General features: G+C 60.0%; 25 protein-coding genes. 8 read left to right on the forward strand and 17 right to left on the reverse strand.

The window, feature by feature from the left end; all coding sequences use genetic code 11:
- Positions 1 to 124: 124 nt before the first annotated feature.
- The gene (locus FHX05_RS03305) at positions 125 to 877 is read right to left on the reverse strand and encodes a pyridoxine 5'-phosphate synthase (RefSeq protein WP_112605376.1); all 753 of its coding nucleotides are present in this window, start codon (positions 875 to 877) and stop codon (positions 125 to 127) included.
- 187 nt (positions 878 to 1064) lie between these two features.
- Complete coding sequence (locus tag FHX05_RS03310; RefSeq protein WP_112398953.1) at positions 1065 to 2192, reverse strand: ATP-dependent RecD-like DNA helicase; 1128 nt, start codon at positions 2190 to 2192, stop codon at positions 1065 to 1067.
- Positions 2193 to 2344: 152 nt separating this feature from the next.
- Between FHX05_RS03310 and FHX05_RS03315 the strand changes: the two genes are divergently transcribed.
- From FHX05_RS03315 to FHX05_RS03325, 3 genes are read left to right on the forward strand one after another with little or no spacing between them, the layout of a single operon-like run.
- Positions 2345 to 2722 carry a hypothetical protein gene (locus FHX05_RS03315; protein WP_112605370.1) on the forward strand — a complete coding sequence of 126 codons (378 nt, stop codon included), beginning with the start codon at positions 2345 to 2347 and terminating at the stop codon, positions 2720 to 2722.
- Positions 2706 to 3260, forward strand: coding sequence for an RNA polymerase sigma factor (locus FHX05_RS03320; RefSeq protein ID WP_183870658.1), 555 nt, complete (start codon positions 2706 to 2708; stop codon positions 3258 to 3260). The genes FHX05_RS03315 and FHX05_RS03320 overlap by 17 nt, the downstream gene beginning before the upstream one ends.
- Positions 3257 to 4060 carry an anti-sigma factor gene (locus FHX05_RS03325; protein ID WP_183870659.1) on the forward strand — a complete coding sequence of 268 codons (804 nt, stop codon included), beginning with the start codon at positions 3257 to 3259 and terminating at the stop codon, positions 4058 to 4060. Before FHX05_RS03320 ends, FHX05_RS03325 begins: the two co-directional genes overlap by 4 nt.
- Positions 4061 to 4284: 224 nt before the next feature.
- Here FHX05_RS03325 and FHX05_RS03330 read toward each other — a convergent pair whose 3' ends face one another.
- From FHX05_RS03330 to FHX05_RS03345, 4 genes are read right to left on the reverse strand one after another with little or no spacing between them, the layout of a single operon-like run.
- The gene (locus tag FHX05_RS03330) at positions 4285 to 4656 is read right to left on the reverse strand and encodes a nitrile hydratase accessory protein (RefSeq protein WP_183870660.1); all 372 of its coding nucleotides are present in this window, start codon (positions 4654 to 4656) and stop codon (positions 4285 to 4287) included.
- A complete protein-coding gene (gene nthB, locus FHX05_RS03335) occupies positions 4643 to 5302 on the reverse strand; it encodes a nitrile hydratase subunit beta (RefSeq protein WP_183870661.1) in 660 nt (219 codons plus the stop codon). Before nthB ends, FHX05_RS03330 begins: the two co-directional genes overlap by 14 nt.
- Complete coding sequence (nthA, locus tag FHX05_RS03340) at positions 5299 to 5937, reverse strand: nitrile hydratase subunit alpha (RefSeq protein WP_183709728.1); 639 nt, start codon at positions 5935 to 5937, stop codon at positions 5299 to 5301. Before nthA ends, nthB begins: the two co-directional genes overlap by 4 nt.
- Positions 5938 to 5961: 24 nt before the next feature.
- Positions 5962 to 6555, reverse strand: a complete 594-nt coding sequence (locus tag FHX05_RS03345) for a LysE family translocator (protein WP_112605352.1) — start codon at positions 6553 to 6555, stop codon at positions 5962 to 5964.
- A gap of 203 nt (positions 6556 to 6758) precedes the next feature.
- Here FHX05_RS03345 and FHX05_RS03350 point away from each other — a divergent pair, with 203 nt between their 5' ends.
- Entirely contained in the window at positions 6759 to 7607 is an 849-nt protein-coding gene (locus tag FHX05_RS03350; RefSeq protein WP_348648310.1) for an aldo/keto reductase, read from the forward strand.
- 2 nt (positions 7608 to 7609) lie between these two features.
- On the opposite strand, the gene FHX05_RS03355 is transcribed toward FHX05_RS03350, so the two are convergent.
- From FHX05_RS03355 to FHX05_RS03365, 3 genes are all read right to left on the reverse strand, one after another.
- Positions 7610 to 8617, reverse strand: coding sequence for a capsular biosynthesis protein (locus FHX05_RS03355; protein ID WP_183870663.1), 1008 nt, complete (start codon positions 8615 to 8617; stop codon positions 7610 to 7612).
- Between the two features lie 204 nt (positions 8618 to 8821).
- Positions 8822 to 9394, reverse strand: coding sequence for an acetolactate synthase small subunit (gene ilvN, locus FHX05_RS03360; protein WP_112334546.1), 573 nt, complete (start codon positions 9392 to 9394; stop codon positions 8822 to 8824).
- A gap of 83 nt (positions 9395 to 9477) precedes the next feature.
- Positions 9478 to 11271 (reverse strand): acetolactate synthase 3 large subunit, encoded by a 1794-nt coding sequence (locus FHX05_RS03365; RefSeq protein ID WP_015340284.1) that lies wholly within the window; start codon positions 11269 to 11271, stop codon positions 9478 to 9480.
- 327 nt (positions 11272 to 11598) lie between these two features.
- Between FHX05_RS03365 and FHX05_RS03370 the strand changes: the two genes are divergently transcribed.
- Complete coding sequence (locus tag FHX05_RS03370; RefSeq protein ID WP_183870664.1) at positions 11599 to 13617, forward strand: ATP-binding protein; 2019 nt, start codon at positions 11599 to 11601, stop codon at positions 13615 to 13617.
- Between the two features lie 7 nt (positions 13618 to 13624).
- Here the strand turns inward: FHX05_RS03370 and miaA are convergent, their stop codons facing one another.
- On the reverse strand, positions 13625 to 14521 hold the full coding sequence (gene miaA / locus FHX05_RS03375; RefSeq protein WP_183870665.1) for a tRNA (adenosine(37)-N6)-dimethylallyltransferase MiaA: 897 nt from the start codon (positions 14519 to 14521) through the stop codon (positions 13625 to 13627).
- Between miaA and serB the strand changes: the two genes are divergently transcribed.
- Both serB and FHX05_RS03385 read left to right on the forward strand, forming a co-directional pair.
- On the forward strand, positions 14520 to 15410 hold the full coding sequence (serB, locus tag FHX05_RS03380) for a phosphoserine phosphatase SerB (RefSeq protein ID WP_183709723.1): 891 nt from the start codon (positions 14520 to 14522) through the stop codon (positions 15408 to 15410). The two genes, miaA and serB, sit on opposite strands and share 2 nt — an antisense overlap.
- A 33-nt stretch (positions 15411 to 15443) precedes the next feature.
- Positions 15444 to 16025, forward strand: coding sequence for a GNAT family N-acetyltransferase (locus tag FHX05_RS03385; protein WP_183870666.1), 582 nt, complete (start codon positions 15444 to 15446; stop codon positions 16023 to 16025).
- Between the two features lie 3 nt (positions 16026 to 16028).
- Here the strand turns inward: FHX05_RS03385 and FHX05_RS03390 are convergent, their stop codons facing one another.
- The 6 genes from FHX05_RS03390 to FHX05_RS03415 all read right to left on the reverse strand — a co-directional run bounded on the left by FHX05_RS03390 (position 16029) and on the right by FHX05_RS03415 (position 22283).
- Entirely contained in the window at positions 16029 to 17735 is a 1707-nt protein-coding gene (locus tag FHX05_RS03390) for a Do family serine endopeptidase (protein WP_183870667.1), read from the reverse strand.
- A 192-nt stretch (positions 17736 to 17927) separates the two neighbouring features.
- A complete protein-coding gene (locus FHX05_RS03395; RefSeq protein ID WP_183870668.1) occupies positions 17928 to 18866 on the reverse strand; it encodes a protease modulator HflC in 939 nt (312 codons plus the stop codon).
- Positions 18866 to 19990 carry an FtsH protease activity modulator HflK gene (hflK, locus tag FHX05_RS03400; RefSeq protein ID WP_183709717.1) on the reverse strand — a complete coding sequence of 375 codons (1125 nt, stop codon included), beginning with the start codon at positions 19988 to 19990 and terminating at the stop codon, positions 18866 to 18868. The genes FHX05_RS03395 and hflK overlap by 1 nt, the downstream gene beginning before the upstream one ends.
- 163 nt (positions 19991 to 20153) lie before the next feature.
- Positions 20154 to 20672 carry a dihydrofolate reductase gene (locus FHX05_RS03405; RefSeq protein WP_112605329.1) on the reverse strand — a complete coding sequence of 173 codons (519 nt, stop codon included), beginning with the start codon at positions 20670 to 20672 and terminating at the stop codon, positions 20154 to 20156.
- Between the two features lie 105 nt (positions 20673 to 20777).
- Positions 20778 to 21614, reverse strand: a complete 837-nt coding sequence (locus tag FHX05_RS03410) for an NAD(P)-dependent oxidoreductase (protein WP_183870669.1) — start codon at positions 21612 to 21614, stop codon at positions 20778 to 20780.
- Between the two features lie 102 nt (positions 21615 to 21716).
- Positions 21717 to 22283: an XRE family transcriptional regulator gene (locus FHX05_RS03415; protein ID WP_183870670.1), complete on the reverse strand. Its 567-nt coding sequence runs from the start codon at positions 22281 to 22283 to the stop codon at positions 21717 to 21719.
- A 200-nt stretch (positions 22284 to 22483) separates the two neighbouring features.
- On the opposite strand from FHX05_RS03415, the gene FHX05_RS03420 reads away from it, so the two are divergent.
- The gene (locus FHX05_RS03420; RefSeq protein WP_183870671.1) at positions 22484 to 23011 is read left to right on the forward strand and encodes a GNAT family N-acetyltransferase; all 528 of its coding nucleotides are present in this window, start codon (positions 22484 to 22486) and stop codon (positions 23009 to 23011) included.
- On the opposite strand, the gene FHX05_RS03425 is transcribed toward FHX05_RS03420, so the two are convergent.
- Positions 23008 to 23928 (reverse strand): thymidylate synthase, encoded by a 921-nt coding sequence (locus FHX05_RS03425; RefSeq protein WP_183870672.1) that lies wholly within the window; start codon positions 23926 to 23928, stop codon positions 23008 to 23010. The two genes, FHX05_RS03420 and FHX05_RS03425, sit on opposite strands and share 4 nt — an antisense overlap.
- Positions 23929 to 24078 lie beyond the last annotated feature (150 nt).

Raw genomic sequence — 24078 nt, forward strand, 5'->3', positions numbered from 1 at the left:
AGATAAGTACCGTTTGCGCGCTGTCATCCCTTCTCCCCGCACGCGGGGAGAAGGCTAAGATGAGGGGCCAGGCACTATGGCGCATTAAAGACGCCCTCGCCCGACCAGCCCAAGCCTATTCCTATCAAACCACCTGACCGCAAGCCCGGCGGAAGCGGCGCACCGTTTCGGCCATGCCGTACTCCAGCGCATCCGCCGTCAGCCCATGACCGATCGAGGTCTCCGCGAGCTTCGGAATACGCTTGAGCAGCGCCGGCAGGTTGGCGACCGTCAGGTCATGACCGGCATTGACATCGAGACCATTGGCGAAGGCGGCGTCGGCGGTCTTGCCGAGCGCTTCGAGAATGACGGCAGCCTTTTGCGGATCATCGTAGCAGCCGCCATAGGGGCCGGTGTAAAGTTCGATGCGGTCAGCACCGACCTCCTTGGCAATCTTCACCGCCTCAGCATCGCCATCACCATCGGCAAACAGAGAGACGCGGCAGCCGATCGTCTTGTACTTGGCGACGACATCGACCAGCAGATCGCGATTCTTGCGGAAATCCCAGCCATGATCCGATGTCGCCTGCGAGGGATCGTCAGGCACCAGCGTCACCTGCTCGGGCTCGGCCGAAGCACAGAGATCGAAGAATTCGTCGCTCGGATAACCCTCGATGTTGAACTCCGCCTCCGGAAACTCGTCATCGATCAGCGCGCGGATGTCTGGCAGATCGGAAAAGCGGACATGCCGCTGATCGGGACGTGGATGAACCGTCAACCCGCTGGCGCCGGCCGCCAGCGCGATACGGCCCAAACCCGTAACGCTCGGCCAGGGAAGATCACGCCGGTTGCGCAGCATCGCGATGGCGTTGAGGTTCACGGAAAGCTTGGCGGGCATGATCGAAATCCCTGATTTTCAAAGCGGATGATAGCAGCCGTTTTATGCCATTATGGTCAACAAAACCAACGAGATTCCGACATCGTTCCATGCAAAACTTTGATGGGCACGACAAAGCAACATCCCCACGCGGTGACGCATCGGCAGCAATGTCCTTCTGCAGATATTTGTTACCGCAAACGCTGCCCTATCGGACGATCGTCAGCGTCTCCGCAGCGCGGGTAATGGCCGTATAGAGCCAGCGCTCGCGCGTATCGCGGAACGCCCAGCTCTCGTCGAACAGCACCACATTGTTCCACTGCGAACCCTGGGCCTTATGCACCGTCAGCGCATAGCCGTAATCGAATTCGTCGTAACGCTTGCGGGTCGACCATGGAATCTCGCCCTCGACATCCTCGAAGGCCTGTTTCAGCAGCTTGATCTTCGCCGCACCGCGATCCATGTCGTCGTCTTCCGGCCGCACCAGAAGATTGATGCCGGGCTTCGTCGTTTCCCGGGAAGACGTCATGACCTGCCAGAGCGAGCCGTTGAGCAGCCCCTTGGCGGGATCGTTACGCAGGCAGACCAGCTTGTCGCCGGATTGCGGGTAGTCGGCCGTAAATCCTTTCAGCTCGCGCAGGCGCTGATTGTAACGCCGGCGCGTCCTGTTGGTGCCGACCAGCACCTGATCGGCCTCCAGCACCAGCGGCTGCGTGACCTCGTTCTTCGAGATCACCTGCGCGGTGCCATAGTCGCCGTGCATGATTTCCTTGCCCTCACGCACCTGCATGGCGAGCTGGATGATCGGATTGTCGCGCGCCTGACGATGAATATCCGTCAGCAGATAATCCGGTTCTTCGTTCGTGAAGAACCCGCCGCCGGAAACGGGCGGCAGCTGTCCGGGATCGCCAAGCACGAGAATGGGCGTGCCGAAACTCATCAGATCCTTGCCGAGCGCTTCGTCCACCATCGAGCATTCGTCGACAATGATCAGCGCAGCCTTGGCGACCGGGCTCTGGCGGTTGATGGTGAACATCGGGGCGATCGATGTCTTGCCCGTCTCCTCGTCCTCGACGGCCTCTTCACCGCGCGGCCGGTAGATCAAGGAATGGATGGTCTTGGCATTGGAGGCGCCGCGCGAGCGTAGCACCTGCGCCGCCTTGCCGGTAAAGGCAGCAAACAGCACGTCGCCATCCACATGCTCGGCGAAATGCCGCGCAAGCGTCGTCTTGCCCGTGCCGGCATAGCCGAACAGACGAAACAACGGCGAGCGCCCCTCTTTCAGCCAGTTTGCGACGGCCTTGAGCGCTTCATCTTGTTGCGGCGCGAATTGCATGGTTCGACTTGGCAGGATTCGGCTAATGGAAGCAAGCGGTAAAAAATACCCGGCGAGCTGGGAATAAAATCCCGAGCAGGCGTGTCTCATGTCCGGCAACGCAAAATGCGAGGCCTGGACGACCATCGTTCACCCACCCGAGGAGAGACATCATGAAGACCCTGAGTTTCCTGGCCGCGCTTGCTGCGGCATCGGCCTTTGCCACCGCCGCCTTCGCCGCGCCTGTCAAGACGGTCGACAGCGCGAAGGGCAAGGTGCTGGCCGGCGAAAACGGTATGACGCTCTATACGTTCAAGAACGACAAGTCGGGCGAATCCAATTGCAACGGCGATTGCGCAAAGGCCTGGCCGCCGCTCATGGCCGATGGCAAAGCCAAAGCAGAGGGTGCATATTCGATCATTACCCGCAAGGACGGGATGAAACAGTGGGCAAAGGACGGCATGCCGCTCTATTTCTTCGTCAAGGACGCAAAGTCCGGTGATGTCGCCGGTGACGGCTTCAAGGGCGTCTGGGATGTCGCACGGCCCTGACCGGACCAGAAACGGCGCGGCAGGCCCCTCCGCCGCGCTCGATAGTTTCGAGGCGGAGGTGCTGGCGCTCCTCCCCTCGCTGCGACGCTATTCGCGCAGCCTCGCCCAGTCGGATGCCGATGGCGAGGACCTGCTTCAGGATTGTGTCGAGAAGGTTCTGACCCGCCGCGGCCAATGGCGCGGACTGAACCTGCGCGGCTGGATCTTCACCATCATGACCAATCTTTACCGCAACGAGCGGCGCCAGCAGGGCGGCCGCAGCTTCGTCGATATCGATGACAACAGCCACCTGCCGGCTGACGAAACGGACAACGATCCGCTACAGCGATCGCGCCTCGAAACGGCGTTGTACAGCCTTGGCGAAGACTATCGCGCGGTACTGATGCTCGTCGTCGTCGAGGGCTACAGCTATCAGGATGTCGCCGACATGCTCGATATCCCGATCGGCACAGTCATGTCGCGCCTGTCACGCGCCCGCCAGAAGATGACCAGCCTGCTGAATGCAGACAATGTTGTCACGCTTCGGAGACCAAAATGAACGAACACAAACCGACCGTGACCGAAGCGGATCTTCACGCCTTTGCCGATGGCCTTCTGCCGCCGGAAAAACAGGCGGAACTGGATGCATGGCTGGCCGAAAATCCTGAAGAGGCTGCTTCCGTGGCTGCATGGCAGACCCAGAACCATGACATCCGGGCCATGTTCTCCCCTTATGCGGTATCGAGAGATGGCGACACAGACCTCATTTTGAAAAGCGGAACCTCATCGGCCGCACAGGCGTTTGCCCCGCAACGAAGCCCCAAGCTGAGGATGCTTGCCGCCTCATTAGCGCTCTTCATCGCCGGTGCTGCAGCCGGCCACTTCGGCCCTGATCTTTTTGCCAGACCCGAATTGCAGCTGACATCAATCGAAGCTCTGCCGCAGCAAGCACACTCGGCCTTCGTCGTCTATGCCAGCGATGTCCGCCATCCCGTCGAAGTCGGAGCGGATCAGGAGACACATCTTGCCACTTGGCTCGGGAAGCGCATGAATGTCGCTAGCCTCAAGGTGCCGAGCCTGCAGAAACTGGGCTTCCAGCTCGTCGGTGGCCGGCTGCTGCCGATCAACGGTACGCCCGGAGCGCTATTCATGTACGAAAATGCCAGCGGCCAGCGTCTGACCGTGCTGGTGGGGCGCAATAGCGGCAACACGACGACCAGCTTCCGCATCGCCAGCGACAAAGCCGTCGAGACCTTCTACTGGATCGACGGCGATCTCGGCTATGCCGTGACAGGCGAAATCTCGCGCGACATGCTGCGGCAGGTGGCGGACGAGTGCTACAAGCAGTTCTCTTCCTGACGCCGGCGGGACACTCGCATAGGACATTTAGATAGGGGCCGGCCACTCGCCCTCGTGGTTCGAGACGGCCCCTTGGCCCTCCTCACCATAAGGGCTAGTCTTTTGCGCAGGCCGATCAGGTGAGCTTTCATGGAATTCGACACTCGCTCCATCCTTATCCTAAGGTGCGGAGGTCGCAGATCGAAGCCTCGAACGGCAGGGATGGTCCCAGGCAAGCCCGCCTTCTAACGTCGAGGATCATTCTCCAGCGCGATCGGCTTTCCATGCGGCGTGGCCTCCGCCGCACGTTGCCAGCTTTGCTGCAAAGCCAGGATCGCATCGGCATCCGCGATACCCTTCGACACGAGCAAGCCAGACAGCGCTGCCACCCAGCAATCGAAATAGTCGCTGCCGTCGACCGCGCGGCCCGGCTTGTGCAACTCGCCAGACAGGCGCTCCGCCCATTCGCTCCAGGAAAACAGGCCTGTCTCGTGCAGATGCACGGTAATGGCGAAAGCCTCTGCCGCCCAGGGTTCTGGAAAGATCGGCTCACCATCGGCAGACTTTGGCAATCCAGGCGATTGCGCCAGAGGCGATGGAACCTCACACGCGCTCAAGATAGCTCTCCCAGGCATCGATCGAGACGGTCAACGAGGGATCAGCGCCCTCACCCCAGATCTCCGCACCGTCAAAGACCACCGTATAGACCCATTGCGGATTTTCGCCCCGGCCATGGGCATTGTCGTCGGGAAAGACGAAAGAACCCTGCACGGCCTCAACGACACCGATTTTGGCGCGGGCGTAGCGCGGCAATCTGGTGTGGCCAGTCGGATTGAAATTCTTGGTGCGGACGTGATCGCCGACGGCAAAGAGCGGTGCAGTATCGACCGGCCGGTCGCAAGGACCGCCCTTGGCCAGCACACCGTCGACCATATCCGCCTTCAAAATCCGCTTCGGCACTCTGCCCTGTTCGAGCGAACGACCGGTGCGCAACTCCTCCGCCGTGGCAAAACCATGCCGCTCCAGCAGCATATCGACTGCGCGGGTCCAGATCTCGTAGTAGCTGGCACCCAGATAGTCGGCCGGCGGAATGTTTTCGCGCGCATGCCGGCTCTCGTCGATCGTCCAGGCCCCAAACGCACCGCAGGAGAGCGTGATGCCGAGCGCGCGCTTTTCCCATTCGGCGTGGAAATAAGGCTCGTTCGGCTCCGGCGCGACCGGGCCGAAACCCATTTGGCCGCCAAGATCGTGCGGCCCGTTCATAGCCCTGCCTCCGGCATTCCGACGACCGCCGTGCCGATCATCGCGTCGCGGCTGACGAGATCCGCCAACGCCGCCTCACCCATGCCTTCGGAACCGGCCGGCCGCTCGGGGATTACCAGATAGCGAAGTTCCGCCGTCGAATCCCAGACGCGGATCTTCGTTTCCTGTGGTAGCGTCAAGCCGAATTCGGCAAGCACGCCGCGCGGGTCGATCACCGCACGCGAACGATAGGCCGGCGCCTTATACCAGACCGGCGGAAGCCCGAGCACCGCCCAGGGATAGCAGGAGCACAGCGTACAGACGATCAGATTATGCGTTTCCGGGGTATTGAAGACAGCGCGCATATGCTCGCCCTGGCGGCCGATAAAGCCGAGGCTTGCGATCGCCGCTGTCGCGTCACGCCGCAGCCAGTCGGCGAAATCGGGATCGCTCCAGGCTTTCGCCACCACCTGCGCGCCATTGCGCGGCCCGACCTTTGTCTCATATGTCTCCACGATGCGGTCGATCGCAACCGGATCGATCAACCCCTTTTCCGTCAGCAGCGTTTCCAGCGCCTTCACCCGCGCCTGCATATCCGAATAGTGGTTGTCGTGGTGATGATGACCATCGTCATCATGCGAGTGGTCGTGGGACATAGCCGTCTCCCTGTCTCTTTGCGCCTACTTTAACATCGGCCAGAGACTGAGCACCAGCAGAACGGCCATGGTTATGTTGAACCATTTCAGCCGGACAGGATCGGAGAGCCAATCGCGCAGGACGGAGCCGAAGCCGGCCCAGGTCGATACGCTCGGGACGTTCACAGCGGCAAACGCGAGCCCGACGAGAAGGACAGTGAAGAGATAGAGCTGCTCATTTGTGTAAGTGGCCATGGCGGTGACAGCCATCACCCACGCCTTGGGATTGACCCATTGGAAAGCAGCAGCGCTGATGAAACTCATCGGCTTTGCATCGCTTTCCGCCTCGCTCAGGCTGCGCGAGGTGCCGATCTTCCAGGCAATCCAGACGAGGTAGGCCCCGCCGGCGAATTTAAGCGCGGTATAGAGCACCGGCACCGTGTGCAGAAGCGCACCCAATCCCAACCCCACGGCAATCAGCAGCACAAAAAAGCCGACGCCGATGCCGAGCATGTGTGGAATGGTGCGCCGGAAACCGAAGTTCACACCGGAGGTAAACAACATCATGTTGTTCGGTCCGGGCGTAATTGAGGTCGTGAATGCAAAAAGTAGAAGAGCCAGAAATGTATCCAGCGCCATGATGCCTCCTAGGACACCGTATCGTGACAAGGCGGCATCCAAAATTCTTCTTCACGCGCGCAAAAATACGAGGGCGCATTATCGTGCGACATTAGTTCGCCGGCCATACGAAAGCCATAGGATGATTGTCACCGTGACACGACGCATGTCGATTGAAATCCGGCCGAATGCTTCTATCCTTCGATTTTCTGCAGTGAGGAATGATCATGCGCGAGCCCATCCCAACCGTCACCCTTCCCTCGGGCATCGAGGTTCCGGCACTTGGCCAGGGCACCTGGAATATGGGCGAGAATAGCGCAAGCGCCAGGGATGAGATCGCCAGCCTCAAGACCGGCCTCGATCTGGGCATGACGCTGATCGATACGGCTGAGATGTACGCAGACGGCGGCTCGGAAGAGATCGTCGGCAAGGCGATCGAAGGCCGTCGCGACGAGGTTTTTCTTGTCAGCAAGGTCTATCCCGCCAATGCCAGCCGCAAAGGCGCGGTCGAAGCCTGTGAACGCAGCCTGAAGCGCCTGAATACCGATCGCCTTGATCTCTATCTGCTGCATTGGCGCGGCAACTACCCGCTTGAAGAGACGGTGGAAGCTTTCGAAGGCCTGAAAGCCGCCGGCAAGATCGAGGCCTGGGGCGTTTCGAATTTCGATGTCGACGATATGGACGAGCTGCTTTCCGTGCCGAACGGCGGCAATGTCGCCGCCAATCAGGTGCTCTACAATCTCTCCCGACGCGGCATCGAATACGACCTCTTGCCCTGGTGCCAGGAGCGCAGCATTCCGATCATGGCTTATTCACCGATCGAGCAAGGCCGCCTGCTCCATCATCCCGAGCTGATTCGCGTCGCCAAGACCTATCAGGCGACCCCGGCCCAGATCGCGCTTGCCCTTCTGCTGGAGCGCGACGGCGTCATATCGATCCCGAAATCCTCGAACGCACAGCGCATCGAGGAAAATCGAGACTCTGTCGATATCGATATTACAGATGAGGATTGGGCCGTGCTCGATGCCGCCTTCCCGCCGCCGTCGCGAAAGAAGTCCCTGGACATGCTGTAGGTTCAGGCGGCCGCCTTCTGCTGCGCGACGATCAGCTCGATCGCCCGGAAGACGTCGATTTCGCCCCAGTCAGCCGGATCGCGATAGGTCGGATAGAGCGAAAAGGCGGCGACGGCGATCTGATCGACCGTCCGCCGCTTCGTCCGGCGTCCGGCGAGCGCTGCCTTGGTGTAAACGCCGAAATGATCCTCGGTCACGCCCCAGCCGGCATAGAAGGGCGCGGCATAGCAGCGAACCGGAATGCCGCGCAGAAGCGCATCGAAGCCAAACTGGCTGGAAACCGTCCAGACCTCGTCCACGACGTCAAGGATCGACGCCACGGATACCTCGTCATCGACTAGGATTGCATCACCTTTCGAGGCGTCACGCGTGAGATACCCCTTGCGAAGGCCGGCCATGACATCCGGATGGGTGCGGATCAGGCATTGCGCATCGGTTGCCAGCGCATCGGCGAGCATCTTCTCAAAGGAGACTTTTGAGCCGAGCGCACGACCGACAGAAACGTCGCCAACGACCTGATCAACCAGTAGAATGCGCCGCTTGGCCGTCTGCTCGATGTGAGGCGATCGATGAGGAAGATGATTATATTTCGAGAGCTTGTTAAGAACGATCTGCTCGCGAATTGCGCGGCCGAGCTCTCCCGCCTCCCCGGCACCTTCTATCAGCCGCTCAAGCCGCGACGGGCTGTTTGCATCGACGGGCAGACCAAGATCGTCGATAACGATGGATAGCGGAATAGCGCCGGACTTGCCGAGCCCCATCGACCGTAGAAAGCCGTCCTCCAGATGCCAGTGACGCAATCCGCGAAACCGCGCAATCCTGGCGGCCACCTTGGCCGGCGCACGGCCACCCCAGGATACGACACCGCCTATTCCAGGAGAAGCGATCGAAGCCAGCTTCTGCGAGCCGAAATAATGTCCGAGCCAGGGAAAGTCACTTCGTACGAAAGGCGCGGCGCCGAGGCGCATACCAGCGGGCGGATGCCATGGCTTTTCGCCGATATCAGCCATTGTTACCGCGTTTCCCCTTCTCCCCTCGGGGAGAAGGTGCCGTCAGGCGGATGAGGGGGTGTCTGCCAGGAGCACGAAAATTCGTGAATTCAAATCGGAAAGCTCCCCTCATCCAGCCCTTCGGGCCACCTTCTCCCCAAGGGGAGAAGGAATTTGCAGCCCCGATTTGCCTCATATGCGATGCCCCCTCAACGCCGCAGGCCCTTACATCCCTTGCGAACCGCGATTCATTGCAGCAATGCCTGTGCGGCAGACTTCGATGAGACCGAGCGGCTTGATGATGGCGATGAACTGATCGATCTTCGAGGACTTGCCGGTGATCTCGAGAATGAAGTGCTCGATGGTCGCATCCACCACCTTGGCGTGGAATGCGTCGGCGAGCCGCAGCGTTTCGGCGCGCATTTCGCCGCTTCCGGTCACCTTCAGCAGCGCCACTTCGCGCTCGATCGGCCGTTCCTGGCCGAGTTCGCGGGCGCGTACCGTCAGATCGACGACGCGGTGAACGGGAACGATGCGCTCGAGCTGCGCCTTGATCTGCTCCAGCACCTGCGGCGTGCCGCGCGTGACGACGGTGATGCGCGACAGATGCGCCTGATGCTCGGTCTCGGAAACCGTAAGGCTTTCGATGTTGTAGCCGCGGCCGGAGAAGAGGCCGATGACGCGGGCAAGAACGCCGGGCTCGTTGTCGACAAGCACCGAAAGCGTGTGGCTCTCGGCCGCCGCGGTTTCGGGCGAAATGAAGTAGGCGGAGCCCGTGGGTTGAAGGTGTGCGTTCATGATCCTTGTTCCGTTTCCTCGGTTCTTGTTCGGTATGCCAGCGAGATCGGCCGGGCGCAGCTTGTGCCGCACCCGACTATCGATCAAACCAGCTGGCGACCCTTGGCATCGATCGCGTTGGCGACAGCCTCATCGGTCGCCTCGTCCGGGAGCAGCATCTCATTATGTGCCTTGCCCGAGGGGATCATCGGGAAGCAGTTGGCGAGATTGGCGACACGGCAATCGAAGATGACCGGCTTGTTGACGTCGATCATTTCCTGGATGGCGGCATCGAGGTCACCCGGCTTCTCGCAACGCAGGCCGACGGCGCCATAGGCTTCCGCAAGCTTGACGAAATCAGGCATCGCTTCCGTGTAGGAGTTCGACAGGCGGTTTCCGTGCAGCAGCTGCTGCCACTGACGCACCATGCCCATGTACTGGTTGTTGAGGATGAAGATCTTGATCGGCGCATTGTGCTGGATCGCAGCCGACATTTCCTGAATGCACATCTGGATCGAGGCATCGCCGGCAATATCGATAACCAGGCTCTCCGGATGAGCGATCTGAACGCCGAGCGCAGCCGGCAGGCCGTAACCCATGGTTCCGAGACCGCCCGAGGTCATCCAGCGGTTCGGCTGTTCGAAGCCGTAGAACTGCGCCGCCCACATCTGGTGTTGACCGACTTCGGTCGTGATGTAGGTATCGCGATGCTTGGTCAGCTCATAAAGGCGCTGGATCGCATATTGCGGCATGATGACGTCGTCACTCGGCTTGTAGGCGAACGAGTTGCGCGCACGCCAGCGCGCAACATCGGCCCACCAGTCGCTGAGGCGGTCCGCCGCAGGCTTCTGCGGAAGGGCGCGCCACAGGCGAACCATGTCTTCCAGAACATTGCCGACATCACCGAGAATGCCGATATCGACGTGTACGTTCTTGTTGATCGAGGATGGATCGATATCGATATGGATCTTCTTCGAATTCGGCGAGAAAGCATTCAGGCGGCCGGTAATGCGGTCGTCGAAGCGCGCACCGATGCAGACCATGACGTCGCAATCATGCATCGCCATATTGGCTTCGTAGGAACCGTGCATGCCGAGCATGCCGAGCCAGCTCTTGCCCGATGCCGGGTAGGCGCCGAGGCCCATCAGCGTCGATGTGATCGGGAAATTTGTCAGCTCGACCAGCTCGCGCAGCAGCTTGGAAGCTTCTGGACCGGAGTTGACGACGCCGCCGCCGGAATAGATGACCGGACGACGAGCATTCTTCATCAGCTCGATCGCCTGGTGAATCTTGTTGAGATCGCCCTGGATTTTCGGCTGATAACTTTTCTGGACATCATGGGCTTCCGGCGGCGTATAGGTGCCGGTCGCAAACTGGATGTCCTTCGGAATGTCGACAACAACGGGACCGGGACGGCCTGACTGCGCAATGCGAAAGGCTTCGTGGATGACGGCGGCCAGTTCGTTGACATCCTTGACCAGCCAGTTGTGCTTGGTGCAGGGACGCGTGATCCCGACCGTATCGCATTCCTGGAACGCATCTGAGCCGATCAGCGTGGTGGGAACCTGACCACTGAGGCAGACGAGCGGAATCGAATCCATCAAGGCGTCCTGCAGCGGCGTGACCGCATTCGTCGCACCGGGACCGGAGGTGACCAGCATGACGCCGACCTTGCCAGTGGAGCGGGCATAGCCTTCGGCCGCATGGCCGGCGCCCTGCTCATGGCGGACGAGAATGTGCTTGATGTCGTCCTGCTGGAAGATCTCGTCATAGATCGGAAGCACAGCGCCGCCCGGATAACCGAAGATGTGTTCGACGCCGTTGTCCTTGAGCGCCTGCAACACGATCTCCGCGCCTGTCATTCGATTGCCGCTCGCCTGATTATCTGTGCCGGTCATACGTTTGTTCCGCTGTCTGCTGGAGTTTTGGAAAGATGAAATCTCGATTTCGGGCATAAAAAAAGGCCCCTTCGGGAGCCTGTCATCTAGCGCATGGGTGGCTATCGCCGGATGGTTACACCATCCTGCCCATGCGCCTTCCCACCACGATAAGAACGATCGAGTTTTTCATGGGCCGAAGTGATAGACAGAAAATTTCGAAGCGTCAACGCGTGAAGCAATAAAAAATCGCGGCTGCATCATAACCCTATAAAAAGAGCGGATGGCAGACAGGGTTTTATTAAGCCCACGTCTCTATGCTCCGACATCTAAAATTGGGGTAATTGTTTGCTGAATAACGATCTGCAGACATCAGGCAGCGCGGGAGATCTTGATCGCCGCGACAAGTTGAAACCGGGAAATCGCTTTCTCGGTCGCGTCGTCGCGTGCAACGGTTCCAGAGCGACGATCGCCGCTGTGGCCGAGGCCGGCGGCACGGACTTGACCGAACTCTGGTCGGTCGGCCGACTGATTTCCATCAGCGTCGGGAAGAACCGCGTCGCAGCCCTCGTCTATTCGATGAATACGCAGAGCGTCGGTTGGGGCGAAGGGCAGGACAATCTCTTTCGCATCGAGGTGGAATTGCTTGGGGAAGTCCGCGTCGGACCGGATGGGCGCGAGGAGTTTTCGAGCGGCATTACCGCCTATCCCTATCTCGGGGCCATCGCGCATCGCATCCGTGCCGCCGATCTCATGCGCATCTTCGATGCCGGCAAGGGCAGCAGCTGCGTCATCGGCAAGCTGACGCAAGACGAAAGCATAGACGCCGCCATCCACATTCCCACGATGCTGGCGAAACATTTCGCGGTCGTGGGATCGACCGGTGTCGGCAAATCCACCGCCGTATCGCTGCTGTTGCACAAGGCAATCACAGCCGATCCGAAATTGCGCGTGCTGATCCTCGATCCGCATAATGAATTCGCTGCCGCCTTTCCAAGGCACGCTGTCGTCATCGACACTGACACGCTTGATTTGCCCTTCTGGCTGATGCGTCTCGACGAATTTAGCGAAGTCATCTTCCGTGGCCGGCCGGCGGTGCCTGAGGAACTCGATGCTCTGCGCGATCTCATTCCCGAAGCGCGCCGTGCCTTCCGAGGCAGCGATTCAGCTCTGATGCGCCGCCAGACGGAAAAGTCTTCGGTAACGGCGGACACGCCAGTCCCCTATCGCATGGCCGATCTGCTGGCATTGATAGACGAACGCATCGGTCGCCTTGAAGGCCGTCAGGAAAAGCCGCATCTGCGCTCCCTGAAGATGCGCATCATCTCGGCGATCAACGATCCCCGCTATCATTTCATGTTCTCCAACAATACGATCACCGACACGATCATGGAGACCATTGCCAAGATCTTCCGCATTCCAGGCGACGGCAAGCCGATCTGCACGTTCCAGCTCGCCGGCATCCCCTCGGAAGTCATCAATTCCGTTGCCTCCGTCCTTTGCCGCATGGCCTTCGAACTGGCGCTCTGGAGCGACGGCGCGATCCATATGCTCGTCGTCTGCGAGGAAGCTCACCGCTATATTCCTGCCGATCCGAGCCTTGGCTTCTTCCCGACGCGCCAGGCGATCGCCCGCATTGCCAAGGAGGGACGCAAATACGGCGTGTCGCTCGGCATCGTCACGCAGCGGCCGGGCGAACTGGATCAGACGATCCTGTCGCAGTGCTCGACGCTGTTTGCCATGCGCCTTGCCAATGATCGCGACCAGGAAATCATTCGCTCAGCCATCCCGAACTCCTCGATATCGACAACCAGCTTCCTGTCATCGATCGGCAACGGCGAAGCTATCGCCTTCGGCGAGGCTATCGCAGTGCCGATGCGCATGCGCTTTTCCCAGGTCGATCGACATTTGCTGCCGAAAGCGAGCGGCAGCGTCGCGAAAACCAGCGAGGACTCGCCGGACACTGTCGATTTGCGTACGATTGTCGGCCGCATGCGCTCGATTTCAGGCCCCGATATCAGTCCTCTGCAGCAAAGCTACAATGCTATGCCCGTGACGGATATCAAGGATGATTTCGACGAAGTGCCAGTCGAGCAGCCAATCCGGCCCCACGTGGAACCGAACCCGCCGCCGATCGAACCCTATCGTCCAGACATGCTGCCTCGTACCGCCGCACCGGCAGCGGCTTCACAAACGTCGATTGACAGCAAGCTTGCGGAATTGCGCCGCGAATTCCGCAGCGACGAAGGAGGCACGCGCTCGGTATCGCCGAGAGAGCCCGCTCCATCCCTGCGGCGCGAACCCGGCTTGTCCTTGCGGGACAGCATTTTGAGAAAGCCGCTCAGCAGTCTTTACGACAAGGACTGATACCGGACTACGGGCTCAAGCGCTCCCAACTCTCGTCCATCTGATTACGGAACCAGGTCATCTGCCGCTTGGCATATTGCCGTGTCGCCGCGGATCCGGTTTCGATGACCTCGGCGCGCGTCATCTCCCCCTTCAGCATCGCGGCGATCTGCATGACCCCGATCGCCTTCATGACCGGCATTTCCGGCGGAAGATCCAGTGCCAGCAGAGCCCGCACCTCGTCTTCCGCTCCCATCGCCAGCATTTTCTCGAAACGGCTGTTGATGCGTTCATGCAGGATAGCGCGCTCAGGCAGAACCACGATCTTTCGCGCACGGTCGGGATTAATGATCATTGGTCCGTTCTTACCCTGAAAAGCGGCGATGGAGCGGCCCGTCGCTTCAATCACTTCCAGGGCGCGAACGATACGCTGTCCGTCCTGCGGGCTCAGCGTTTTCGCGACGGCGGCGTCGCGCTCCGCAAGCTCACGATGCAGAGTTTCCGCCCCTTCCGCCAGCAGCCGGCCGCGGAGCCGATCGCGGATATCGGACGGAATCTCGGGCATATCGGACAGTCCGCCCGTCAGCGCCTTGAAATAAAGACCCGTCCCCCCGACAAAGACAGGCATTCTGCCCTCGCCGCGCAAGCGTTCGACCAAGGTGCCTGCCTCGCGCAGCCAGACACCGGTCGAATAGGCTTGGCCGGCTGGAACGTGGCCATAAAGATGGTGCGGAATGCCTTCCATATCTGCTTCATCTGGCCGCGCGGTCAGCACGCGCAGGGTGTCATAGACCTGCATGCTGTCGGCATTGATGACGACGCCATCATGCGAACGGGCCAATTCCACCGCCAGTGCGGACTTGCCGCTGGCGGTCGGCCCGGTTATCAGGATCGCGTCGATATTGCTCATAGGGTTTCTGCTCATGGCCTTCGTTGCCACGCTTATTGCCAATCCGTCAAACCCCGTTCTCGTTCCGGCCATCGCAGAACAGGCGGCTGATGCTGTCAAAGCGTCCGGGCTCTATTGGCTTGCCGACGGTATTGCCTGCGATATCGCGCTGCGCGACGACACCGATATCGAGGCAGCGGAAGCCAATATCCTGGCGGTGATCGGCAGCGCGCCGATCGATCTGGTGATCCAGGAAGCCGAAACCCGTCGCAAGAAATTGCTGATCGCCGACATGGATTCCACGATGATCGGCCAGGAATGCATCGACGAGCTCGCCGCCGAAGTCGGCCTCAAGGAGAAGGTTGCCGATATCACCGCCCGCGCCATGAATGGGGAGATTGCCTTCGAGCCGGCCCTGCGCGAACGCGTCGCTCTGCTGAAAGGATTGCCGCTCTCCGTTGTCGACGATGTCATCGCCAAGCGCATCACGCTGACGCCAGGTGGCCCTGAGCTCATCGCCACCATGAAAGCGAAGGGCTACTACACCGCCCTCGTTTCCGGCGGCTTCACTGTCTTCACCATACGGATCGGCGCCACCCTCGGCTTCAACGAGAACCGGGCAAATGTCTTGCTGGAAGAAAACGGCATCCTGACCGGCCTTGTCGAGGAACCCATCCTCGGCAAGCAGGCCAAGGTGGATGCGCTGAATGAAATCGCCGAGAGGCTCGGCATTTCTGTTGATGACGCGCTGGCCGTCGGCGACGGCGCCAACGACCTTGGCATGTTGCAGCTTGCCGGTTCCGGCGTCGCGCTCCATGCCAAGCCCACCGTTTCGGCACAGGCCAGAATGCGCATCGACCACGGTGACCTGACTGCCCTGCTCTATATCCAAGGCTACCGCAAGACGGACTTCGTCAAACCATAGAGCAGTCGAAATCGCTGAAGTCAGGGGCCGCAGATGATCATCACCGAAACCGAACGCCTCATCATCCGCAATTGGCGCGAGACGGATCGCGATCTGGCCTACGAGATCAATTCCGACGAGGCCGTCATGGAGTTCTTTCCGTTTCGCCGCAATCGCGCGGAAGCGGACGCCTTCTTCGCTCGCGTCCAGTCCATGATCGCGGAAACCGGGCTCGGCCTCTATGTGCTGGAACTTAAGGAAAGCGGTGAGGCAATCGGCTATTGCGGGCTGATGCGGACGGATCACCTTGAGCCATTCGTCCCAGTCGGAACGATCGAGATCGGCTGGCGGCTGGTGGCGCGGCACTGGGGCAAGGGGCTGGTCAGCGAGGCGGCGCGGGCATTGCTAGCCTATGGCTTCGGAAAGCTCGGCCTCAATCAAATTGTTTCCTTCGCCGTGCACAACAATGTCAGATCGACCACTGTAATGGCGCGGATCGGCATGCATCGCGTCGAGGGCGGCGACTTCGATCACCCCAATGTTCCCGACACTCATCCGCACCTAAAGCGCCACGTCCTCTATCATCTGAGCGTCGCCGAATGGCAGGCGCAACAGACGGAGCAAGCCGGGAGCTGACTTCTACTCAAGCGCGACGGCGATGAAACGCAAGTCACCGTTCGGAGATGCGATCATCATCTGCGCATTGCGGCGGCCTTCCCGCTTCAGCGAAGCCACTTTCTCCGAGGCAGCACTCGGAGTCTGGACGAATTCCTGCGCAACCTCAACGACGACATCGCCGGGCTTCAGCCCCTTTTCCGCCGCCGCCGAGCCTGGTGCCACTTCGGTGATCACGACGCCATCGACACTGTCCGCAATGCCGAAGCTCTTGCGGTTTTCGGCTGTTAGCGTCGAGAGCTTCATTCCGAGAATGCTCGAGGTTGCCTGGACCGGCGGCTGGGCCTGCGGCGATTGCTGCGGATCGCCTCCCTGATCCTGCCCATCCATGCCGTCGTCACCCTCGTCTCCCTGGTCGGGATTGATGACACCATCGCCATTGCCCTTATCGTCGGGCGCGAGCTGCGGCTTCTTGTTCTTGTCGGCGCTTGCGGCTGCCGCCTGATCGCTGTCCTCCAGGCGACCGAGTGTCACCTTGACGGTCTGCTGCTTGCCATCGCGGTAGATGACAACGTCGACTTCCTTGCCGACGGTGCTTTCGGCAACGACGCGCGGCAAGTCGCGCATCTCTTCCACATCCTTGCCGTCAAATTTGAGGATGACATCGCCCGCCTTGATCGAGCCGTTATCGACAGGGCCGCCCTTGATGACACCGGCCACGAGCGCGCCCTTGGCTTCGGATAGGCCGAGGCTATTAGCGACATCGTCCGTGACCGGCTGAATGCGCACACCGAGCCAGCCGCGACGCGTCTCACCGAAGTCACGGAGCTGATTGACGACGCCTTCCGCGAGTTCGGACGGCACTGCAAAGCCGATACCGATCGACCCACCGCTCGGGGAGATGATGGCCGTGTTGATGCCGATCACCTCACCCTTCATGTTGAAGAGCGGACCGCCGGAATTGCCCTTGTTGATCGCCGCATCGGTCTGGATGAAATTGTCGTAGGGGCCGGCATTGATGTTACGGCCGCGCGCCGAGACGATGCCGATGGTCACCGAGCCGCCGAGGCCGAATGGGTTGCCGATCGCCATCACCCAGTCGCCGATTCGCATCTTCGAGGAATCGCCGAATTTGACTGACGTCAGCGGATGCTTGGGCTCGACCTTGAGAACCGAAAGATCGGTCTTCGTATCCGTTCCGATCAGCTTGGCCTTCAGCTTCGTGCCGTTCGGGAAGATCGCCTCGATATCGTCAGCGCCTTCGATGACGTGATTGTTGGTGACGATATAGCCTGCGGGATCGATGACGAATCCGGAGCCGAGCGAGCTCACCTTGCGGTTGCTGTCGTCGTCTTTCTTGTTGTTGAAGAAATCCTTGAATTCATCCTGGTAGGGCGAATTGTCCGGCACCTTCGGGGTGGCCGGTCCGTTTCCCTCATCCTTGACCTTCTGCGATGTGGAAATATTGACGACCGCGTCGAGTAAGCCGGAAGCGAGATCCGCAACCGATGCCGGTCCTGCATTCATCACTGGATTCGTAGTGATCGTGGGAGATGCGGCCGGCGGCTGATTGTTCGGCGTTGCTGGCGGCTGGGCGCCCGCGGCCGCACCGCTGTTCTGCGTCTGCGCATAAGCCTGTTCGGTAACGCCCGCGACGGGACCGGCAATCAGTGCAATGCTTGCGAGCAAGGCAAACGAACGGCTGAAAGGCAGGCGATTGGTCGAAGCCATCAGGCATCCTCATAAAGAAAGGGAAAACTTGTATAAGCATCAACATAAGGCGGAATGATGAAGCGTGAAATCACCTTTTTGCGAAATCCTCGGACCTCCGTCCCGCCGATGTGGAGATGACGAAGGTGATGCAATCTGCCTTAAAGAAAAGGGCCGCCAAAAGGCAGCCCTTTCATTTCTTGCGCCGGCAGCTTAGTTCGCGGGCGCCGTCGGATTGGCAAGCGCCGGCGCCCCGGAATTGGGCGCGGCACCTGCCGGACTGTCGAAGAACTTGAAAAAGTCCGACTGGTTCGGCGGCAAGACAAGCGTCTTGCCACCCGAGCCAAGCGCCTTGGTATAGGCAGCCATTGAGCGATAGAACTCGTAGAAGTTCGGATCGCGCTTGGAGGCATCCGCGAAGATGCCGTTGCGTTCGGCTTCGCCTTCACCACGCAGCACTTCCGAATCCTTCTGCGCATCGGCAACGATCTCGACGACCTGACGGTCCGCGACCGCCCGGCGGCGCTGGCCCTCTTCGTTACCGCGAGCGCGGATCAGCTCGGCTTCCGCCAGACGCTCGGCCTTCATGCGGTCGTAAGTGTTCTGCGACACTTCCTGAGACAGATCCGTGCGGCGGATGCGGACGTCCTCAATGTTGAGGCCGAGTGTTTCCGCATCGCGATGGAGATCGTTGCGCACATCCGTCATCATCGCGGCACGCTCGTTGGAAAGCGCCGCCTCGAAGCCGCGTAGACCATAGACGCGACGCAGAGCAGCGTCGAGGCGCGTCCTGAGACGCGATTCAGCCGCATCGCGATCGCCGGAGACGGTCTCGCGGAACTTGCGCGCATCCATGATCTTGTAGACGACGAAGGCATCGACTTCGTAGAACTTGCCGCCCGAGACCTGGACACGGATATTGTCCAGATCGAAGCGAAGTTCCTGCAGCTGCACATACTGGACGCGATCGGCATCCATGAAGGCAAAAGGCAGCTTGAAGTAGATGCCCGGCTCCGTCTTCACGGCACGAATCTGGCCGAAGCGCAGGACAATCGCCTGTTCACGGGCGTTGACCACGAAAACCGACGAATAAATAAGCAGCAGTACTACCGCGAGCGCGATAAGAATGGCTGGCAAACGGCTGGATGTCATTATTTGGCCTCCGGCTGAGTTGCAGCAGCGGGCTTGCCCGCCTGGGTCGTGGACTGCTTGCTGACTTCATTCAGCGGCAGATAAGGCACGACGCCCTGCTTGTCGTCGATGATGATGCTGTTGGAATTGCCGATGACGGACTCCATGGTTTCCAGGAACAGGCGCTTGCGCGTGACCTCGGGCGCCTTGACGTATTCGTCGTAGATCGAGATGAAGCGCTGCGCCTCACCCTGAGCTTCCTTCACGATACGATCCTTGTAGGCAGCCGCTTCTTCGCGGATCTGAGCCGCGCGGCCGCGGGCCTGACCGAGCTTCTGGTTGGCGTATTGATTGGCCTCTTCCACCTGCTGGTCTTCGTTCTGCTCCGCACGCTGCACTTCTTCGAATGCGTCGGCCACTTCGCGCGGCGGCGAGACATCCTCGATCGGAACGGCATTGATGGAGATACCGGAGCCGTAGCGATCCATCGTATCCTGGATGATGCTTCTGACTTCGGTTGCGATTTCCTGACGCTTGTCGCGATAGATGTCCTGAGCCGGACGGCGACCGACCACTTCACGCATGGCGCTCTCCGCAACCTGCTGCAAAGTCTCGTCGGGGGTCTCGAGATTGAACAGATAGGATTGCGGGTTGGTCACGGTATAGAGGATAGAGAACTGCACGTTGACGATGTTCTGATCGCCCGTCAGCATCAGGCCAGCATTCGAACCGGCCGAGGAGCGGCCGCCGATATTGCGCTGCTGCTCTGTGACCTTCACGAATTCGATGCGGTCCATCGGCCAGATATGGAAATGCAGGCCAGGCATGGAGACTTCTTCACGTGGCTTGCCGAAGCGCAGCTCAACGCCGCGCTCGTCCGGCTGCACGGTATAGATGCACTGGATCAGCCAGAAAACGGCAATCACTGCAATGATGATGAGAACGACGCCTGCATTGAAGCCACCGGGCACGAAACCTTTCAATCGGTCCTGACCGCGGCGAATGATATCCTCCAAGTCCGGAGGCCCACCATTGCCGCTGCCCCGCGGCCGGTTCGGTCCCTGTCCCCAAGGTCCCTGATTATTTCCGCCGCCACCGCCGCCCCATGGGCCACCGCCGCCGCCATTCTGATTGCTCCAAGGCATCAAAACCTCTTTGTTTGTTGACTCCCGATATCGCGCCAAGCCCACGAAATCCGTGGGTGGCAGCGATTGTTTCCCGTTATAGGTATCGAAGCACCTGCTTTCAACGCGACTTCAGGAAGTTCGTCGGATTCATTGGAAAATATTTGCTTTTTAGGGCCAGCTCTTATGCCTTTCGCCTGAAATAGCGAACGAAACGCGTCGGATACGTGTCCTTTTCTCCAGCCGGCACGGCAAGCTCGCTATCTGCCTGCCAGATGCCGGGATCGATCTTTGGAAAGGACGTGTCGCCTTCCACATCCGCCTCGACATGGGTGATCAGTAGCCGGTCGGAGAGATCAATCGCCTGCCGATAGATTTCGCCACCGCCGAGGATACAGATTTCGTCGACATTGCTCTCCTTGGCCAGACGGGATGCAACCGAAATCGCTTCATCGAGCGAGTGCACGACCGTTATCCCCTCGGCGGAAAAATCGGTGTCGCGGGTAATGACGACATTCGGCCGGCCCGGCAGTGGCCTGCCGATCGACTGGAACGTCTTACGCCCCATGATCACCGGCTTGCCGAGCGTCATCGCCTTGAAACGCTTGAGGTCGGATGACAATCGCCAGGGCATGTCGCCTTCGCGTCCGATGATGCCGTTGCGCGATACGGCAACGACGATGGTCTTGATCGGCTGGGTCATACGTCTCCCTCAATCTGCCTCGCCGACGCCAATACGAGTCGGCGAGGCGACTTTACATCATCAAGGCGGCGGCGGCAGATGGAACGCACCTATCCCGGCCTAATATCAGCCACCGCTATTCAATTTATCGAGCTGGCGGGCCAATAGGCCTCCCTCTTCCCGATCCCTGGCCATCTTCCGATAGAGCCCGGCCATGCCTTTGAAGATCAAGGCGGCCGGATCATCCTCACCGAGGAACTCGGAAATCTCCTCCATCTCCGCGACCCATCGGTAGGCTTTCGGATACATGTCCGGAATGCCGTGGACGAATTTCGCATCGAGATCCGGCAGGCTTTCCTGAAGTTCGCGCTTCAGGGCGGCATCGGCACCCGAACGGATCGCCGCAAGCAGCATGGCGGCACCGAGGCCGGTCACGCCCTTGTTGATGCCGGCATAGCACATCTTCAATGCCGAAGCCGCGCCGATTGCCCCATCGATGTGGCGAACCTGCAGTCCGTATTCGACCAAGACGCCGCTGTCGTTCGCGGTATCGGCGCTCACATAGAGTTTCGGCCCCTTCTGGCCGGGCTTTGGCGGACCGCCGATGATGGAGCCGTCGAGAACCACGGCGCAGTCGCCGCCGAAAATTGCCGCAACCTCGGTCATGGTCCTCGGCGAAATCGCATTGCAGTCCATGAAGGTCGTTTTCGCGCCCATCCGACGCAGTTCAGCGGCAATCTGCTTAGCGACGGCAACAGCCTCCGCCGGCGGAACGATGGAGAGAATGAGACGCGACGCGGCGATGGCGTCTAATCCAACCGGCTCCATGCCGGCTGCTTTCGCCCGTTCGATGGTCGAAGCCGAGCGTCCGTCGAGATAAGTGAGCACCCTCGCCCCATTTTCGACCAAACGCCGGCCAATGGCGCTTCCCATGGCACCGGCTCCGATGACTGCGATCTCCACGGCCAATCTCCTTTTCCGATCGAGGAAGACGGCAGCATATCGCCTATCGTCCGGCCGGACGAGCGCAATGCCTTGCGGTAACGCTAAGTTTAGCGGGGGCCGTCAAGCGTCGCGAAGCACGAGGACGGCACAGATACAGGGCTCTCCGCTTTCATTCTTGAAAACGCAATCCGTCGGCGGACCGAGCTCGAGGCAATCGCCCGCCGACATCGAGTACTTCGTATCTCCCTCGAGAAAGGTCAGCTGTCCGTCGAGCACCCAGATGAGCTGCCGCACGAAGGCATAAGCCGATGCGGGCATCGGAACCTCCGCCCCGGCAGGCAATTCGATGCGGACGAGATCGAGCGGCAGGTCCGACTTCGGGGAAACGTGCCGGCGCTCATAGCCCGTCTGCGGATCGACCCAGACGGGCTGCTCCCCCTTTCGAAGAAACCGGCCCCGCTGCATCTCCGCACGTGCCATCAAGGCCGACATGCTCAGGCTGAAAGCGCCGGAAAGCTTACCGAGCAGCGTCGCCGTCGGGCTGCTTTCGCCACGCTCGATCTTGTGGATCATGGCCCGGGAAACGGCCGAGCGTTCGGCCAACTCCGTCAGCGACCAGCCGCGACTTTCCCGTTCGATGCGAATGCGCGCGCCGATGCGCTTATCGATATCATCAAGCTGAGACATGCGTTTTACTATAGTGGACTTTCACGGGAGTGACAATCGAGGCAAATTACTGAAAAAGCTTAACCATGGCGTAGCTGAGTTTGATCTCTGATGCAGCCGTGTAATAACATAGTAGACAGGCGTCGAAATCAGTGTATGACAGCATGAAGAACAAACGATACGATCATCCAATCTGATGGACGGTGTCTACGGAGCGACCGATGCAAATTCGCGATGCGAGAGACGAGGATCTCGCGGGAATAACCGCGATCTATAACGACGCCGTCGCCAATACCGCCGCGATCTGGAACGAGGCGCAGGTCGATATCGCCAATCGCAAGCAATGGCTGCAGGATCGGCACAAGCTCGGCTATCCGGTCCTCGTCGCGACCGACGATCGCGGTGACGTGGTCGGCTACGCCTCGTTCGGTGACTGGCGCGCCTTCGACGGCTATCGGCACACGGTCGAGCACTCCGTCTATGTACGAAACGATCAGTATCGCGGCGGCATCGGCAAGGCGCTGATGATCGAGCTCATCGAGCGCGCCCGAGCGATCGGCAAGCATGCGATGGTCGCAGGCATCGAGGCAGGCAACGAGGCTTCGATCCAGCTGCATGAAAAGCTCGGTTTCCAGCAGGTCGGGCTTCTCCCGCAGGTCGGTACGAAGTTCGGACGTTGGCTCGATCTCGCCTTCCTGCAACTACTCCTCGATCAGCGCACCGATCCCGACGCCAAGCCGACGAGCTAAACCGCGACTTCGGCCGCGATCGCCGCGTGCGGCTCATATCCGAGAACCTCGAAATCCTCGATACGATAATCGTCGATGCTGTCGGGCCGACGCAGCAGACGCAAGGTCGGGAACGGCTTCGGCTCCCGGCTGAGCTGTTCCCTGATTGCTTCCAGATGGTTGAGATAGAGGTGGACGTCACCACCCGACCAGACCAGCTCGCCCATATCCATATCGACCTGCTGCGCGACCATAGCCAGCAAAACCGCCTGCTGGCAGATGTTGAATGGATTGCCAAGGAACAGGTCGCAGGAGCGCTGGAAAACCATCAGGCTGAGACGCGGGCGCTTGCCGCCTTCGGCCGAGATGTTCGATACATGAAACTGATAGACCATGTGGCAGGGATGCAGCGCCATATCGGCAAGTTCGCCGACATTCCAGGCGTGGAAGATCATCCGGCGGCTGCTGGGATTGGTCTTGAGATCCTTGATAACAGCGGCGAGCTGGTCATGCACGCGGCCTTCGGCATCGCGCCATTGCCGCCACTGCTTACCATAAACCGGGCCGAGATCGCCCCATTGCAGAGCAAAGGCCTCGTCCTCCAGAATGCGCTTTTCAAAAGCGACCTGATCGATCTCTTCGCCCGTCGCCTTGCGATATTTCGCCAGCGGCCAGTCGGTCCAGATCCGCACATTTTCCTTCAGCAGATTGCGGATATTGGTGTCGCCGGTCAGGAACCAGAGCATTTCCTTGACGGCGAGTTTCCAATAAACCCGCTTCGTCGTGAAGATCGGAATCTGTCCCGTTGAGAGATCGAAGCGCATCATCGCGCCAAGACCACTCAAGGTGCCGACGCCGGTGCGATCGATACGACGATCGCCGTGCTCGAGCAGATGCGCCATCAGGTCGAGATATTGGTACTCTGGGTGACGAGCCATCTACCGCTCCGAAATCGCTTGAAATTTCCGGCCGTAAGGCTTGCCTGAACAGCCGCCTGCCGATTCCTTTTTCGCAATTTTAATGACAAGCCGACGCGAAACCAACCGCGGCGAGGCGTAATTCAGGTAAATCTCGCGACCTTGCAGGCA

This window comes from Rhizobium sp. BK491 (genome assembly GCF_014194925.1).
Lineage (GTDB): Bacteria > Pseudomonadota > Alphaproteobacteria > Rhizobiales > Rhizobiaceae > Rhizobium.

Bases quoted from the DNA above. Each gene is read 5' to 3' on its own strand.
- FHX05_RS03385 (WP_183870666.1), top strand. From the start codon at position 15,444: ATGATCATCACCGAAACCGAACGCCTCATCATCCGCAATTGGCGCGAG.
- FHX05_RS03425 (WP_183870672.1), bottom strand. From the start codon at position 23,928: ATGGCTCGTCACCCAGAGTACCAATATCTCGACCTGATGGCGCATCTG.
- FHX05_RS03420 (WP_183870671.1), top strand. From the start codon at position 22,484: ATGCAAATTCGCGATGCGAGAGACGAGGATCTCGCGGGAATAACCGCG.
- FHX05_RS03305 (WP_112605376.1), bottom strand. From the start codon at position 877: ATGCCCGCCAAGCTTTCCGTGAACCTCAACGCCATCGCGATGCTGCGC.
- FHX05_RS03390 (WP_183870667.1), bottom strand. From the start codon at position 17,735: ATGGCTTCGACCAATCGCCTGCCTTTCAGCCGTTCGTTTGCCTTGCTC.
- FHX05_RS03325 (WP_183870659.1), top strand. From the start codon at position 3,257: ATGAACGAACACAAACCGACCGTGACCGAAGCGGATCTTCACGCCTTT.
- FHX05_RS03320 (WP_183870658.1), top strand. From the start codon at position 2,706: ATGTCGCACGGCCCTGACCGGACCAGAAACGGCGCGGCAGGCCCCTCC.
- FHX05_RS03310 (WP_112398953.1), bottom strand. From the start codon at position 2,192: ATGCAATTCGCGCCGCAACAAGATGAAGCGCTCAAGGCCGTCGCAAAC.
- FHX05_RS03315 (WP_112605370.1), top strand. From the start codon at position 2,345: ATGAAGACCCTGAGTTTCCTGGCCGCGCTTGCTGCGGCATCGGCCTTT.
- FHX05_RS03365 (WP_015340284.1), bottom strand. From the start codon at position 11,271: ATGACCGGCACAGATAATCAGGCGAGCGGCAATCGAATGACAGGCGCG.
- serB (WP_183709723.1), top strand. From the start codon at position 14,520: ATGGCCTTCGTTGCCACGCTTATTGCCAATCCGTCAAACCCCGTTCTC.
- nthB (WP_183870661.1), bottom strand. From the start codon at position 5,302: ATGAACGGGCCGCACGATCTTGGCGGCCAAATGGGTTTCGGCCCGGTC.
- FHX05_RS03395 (WP_183870668.1), bottom strand. From the start codon at position 18,866: ATGACATCCAGCCGTTTGCCAGCCATTCTTATCGCGCTCGCGGTAGTA.
- hflK (WP_183709717.1), bottom strand. From the start codon at position 19,990: ATGCCTTGGAGCAATCAGAATGGCGGCGGCGGTGGCCCATGGGGCGGC.
- FHX05_RS03405 (WP_112605329.1), bottom strand. From the start codon at position 20,672: ATGACCCAGCCGATCAAGACCATCGTCGTTGCCGTATCGCGCAACGGC.
- FHX05_RS03415 (WP_183870670.1), bottom strand. From the start codon at position 22,283: ATGTCTCAGCTTGATGATATCGATAAGCGCATCGGCGCGCGCATTCGC.
- FHX05_RS03345 (WP_112605352.1), bottom strand. From the start codon at position 6,555: ATGGCGCTGGATACATTTCTGGCTCTTCTACTTTTTGCATTCACGACC.
- ilvN (WP_112334546.1), bottom strand. From the start codon at position 9,394: ATGAACGCACACCTTCAACCCACGGGCTCCGCCTACTTCATTTCGCCC.
- miaA (WP_183870665.1), bottom strand. From the start codon at position 14,521: ATGAGCAGAAACCCTATGAGCAATATCGACGCGATCCTGATAACCGGG.
- nthA (WP_183709728.1), bottom strand. From the start codon at position 5,937: ATGTCCCACGACCACTCGCATGATGACGATGGTCATCATCACCACGAC.
- FHX05_RS03355 (WP_183870663.1), bottom strand. From the start codon at position 8,617: ATGGCTGATATCGGCGAAAAGCCATGGCATCCGCCCGCTGGTATGCGC.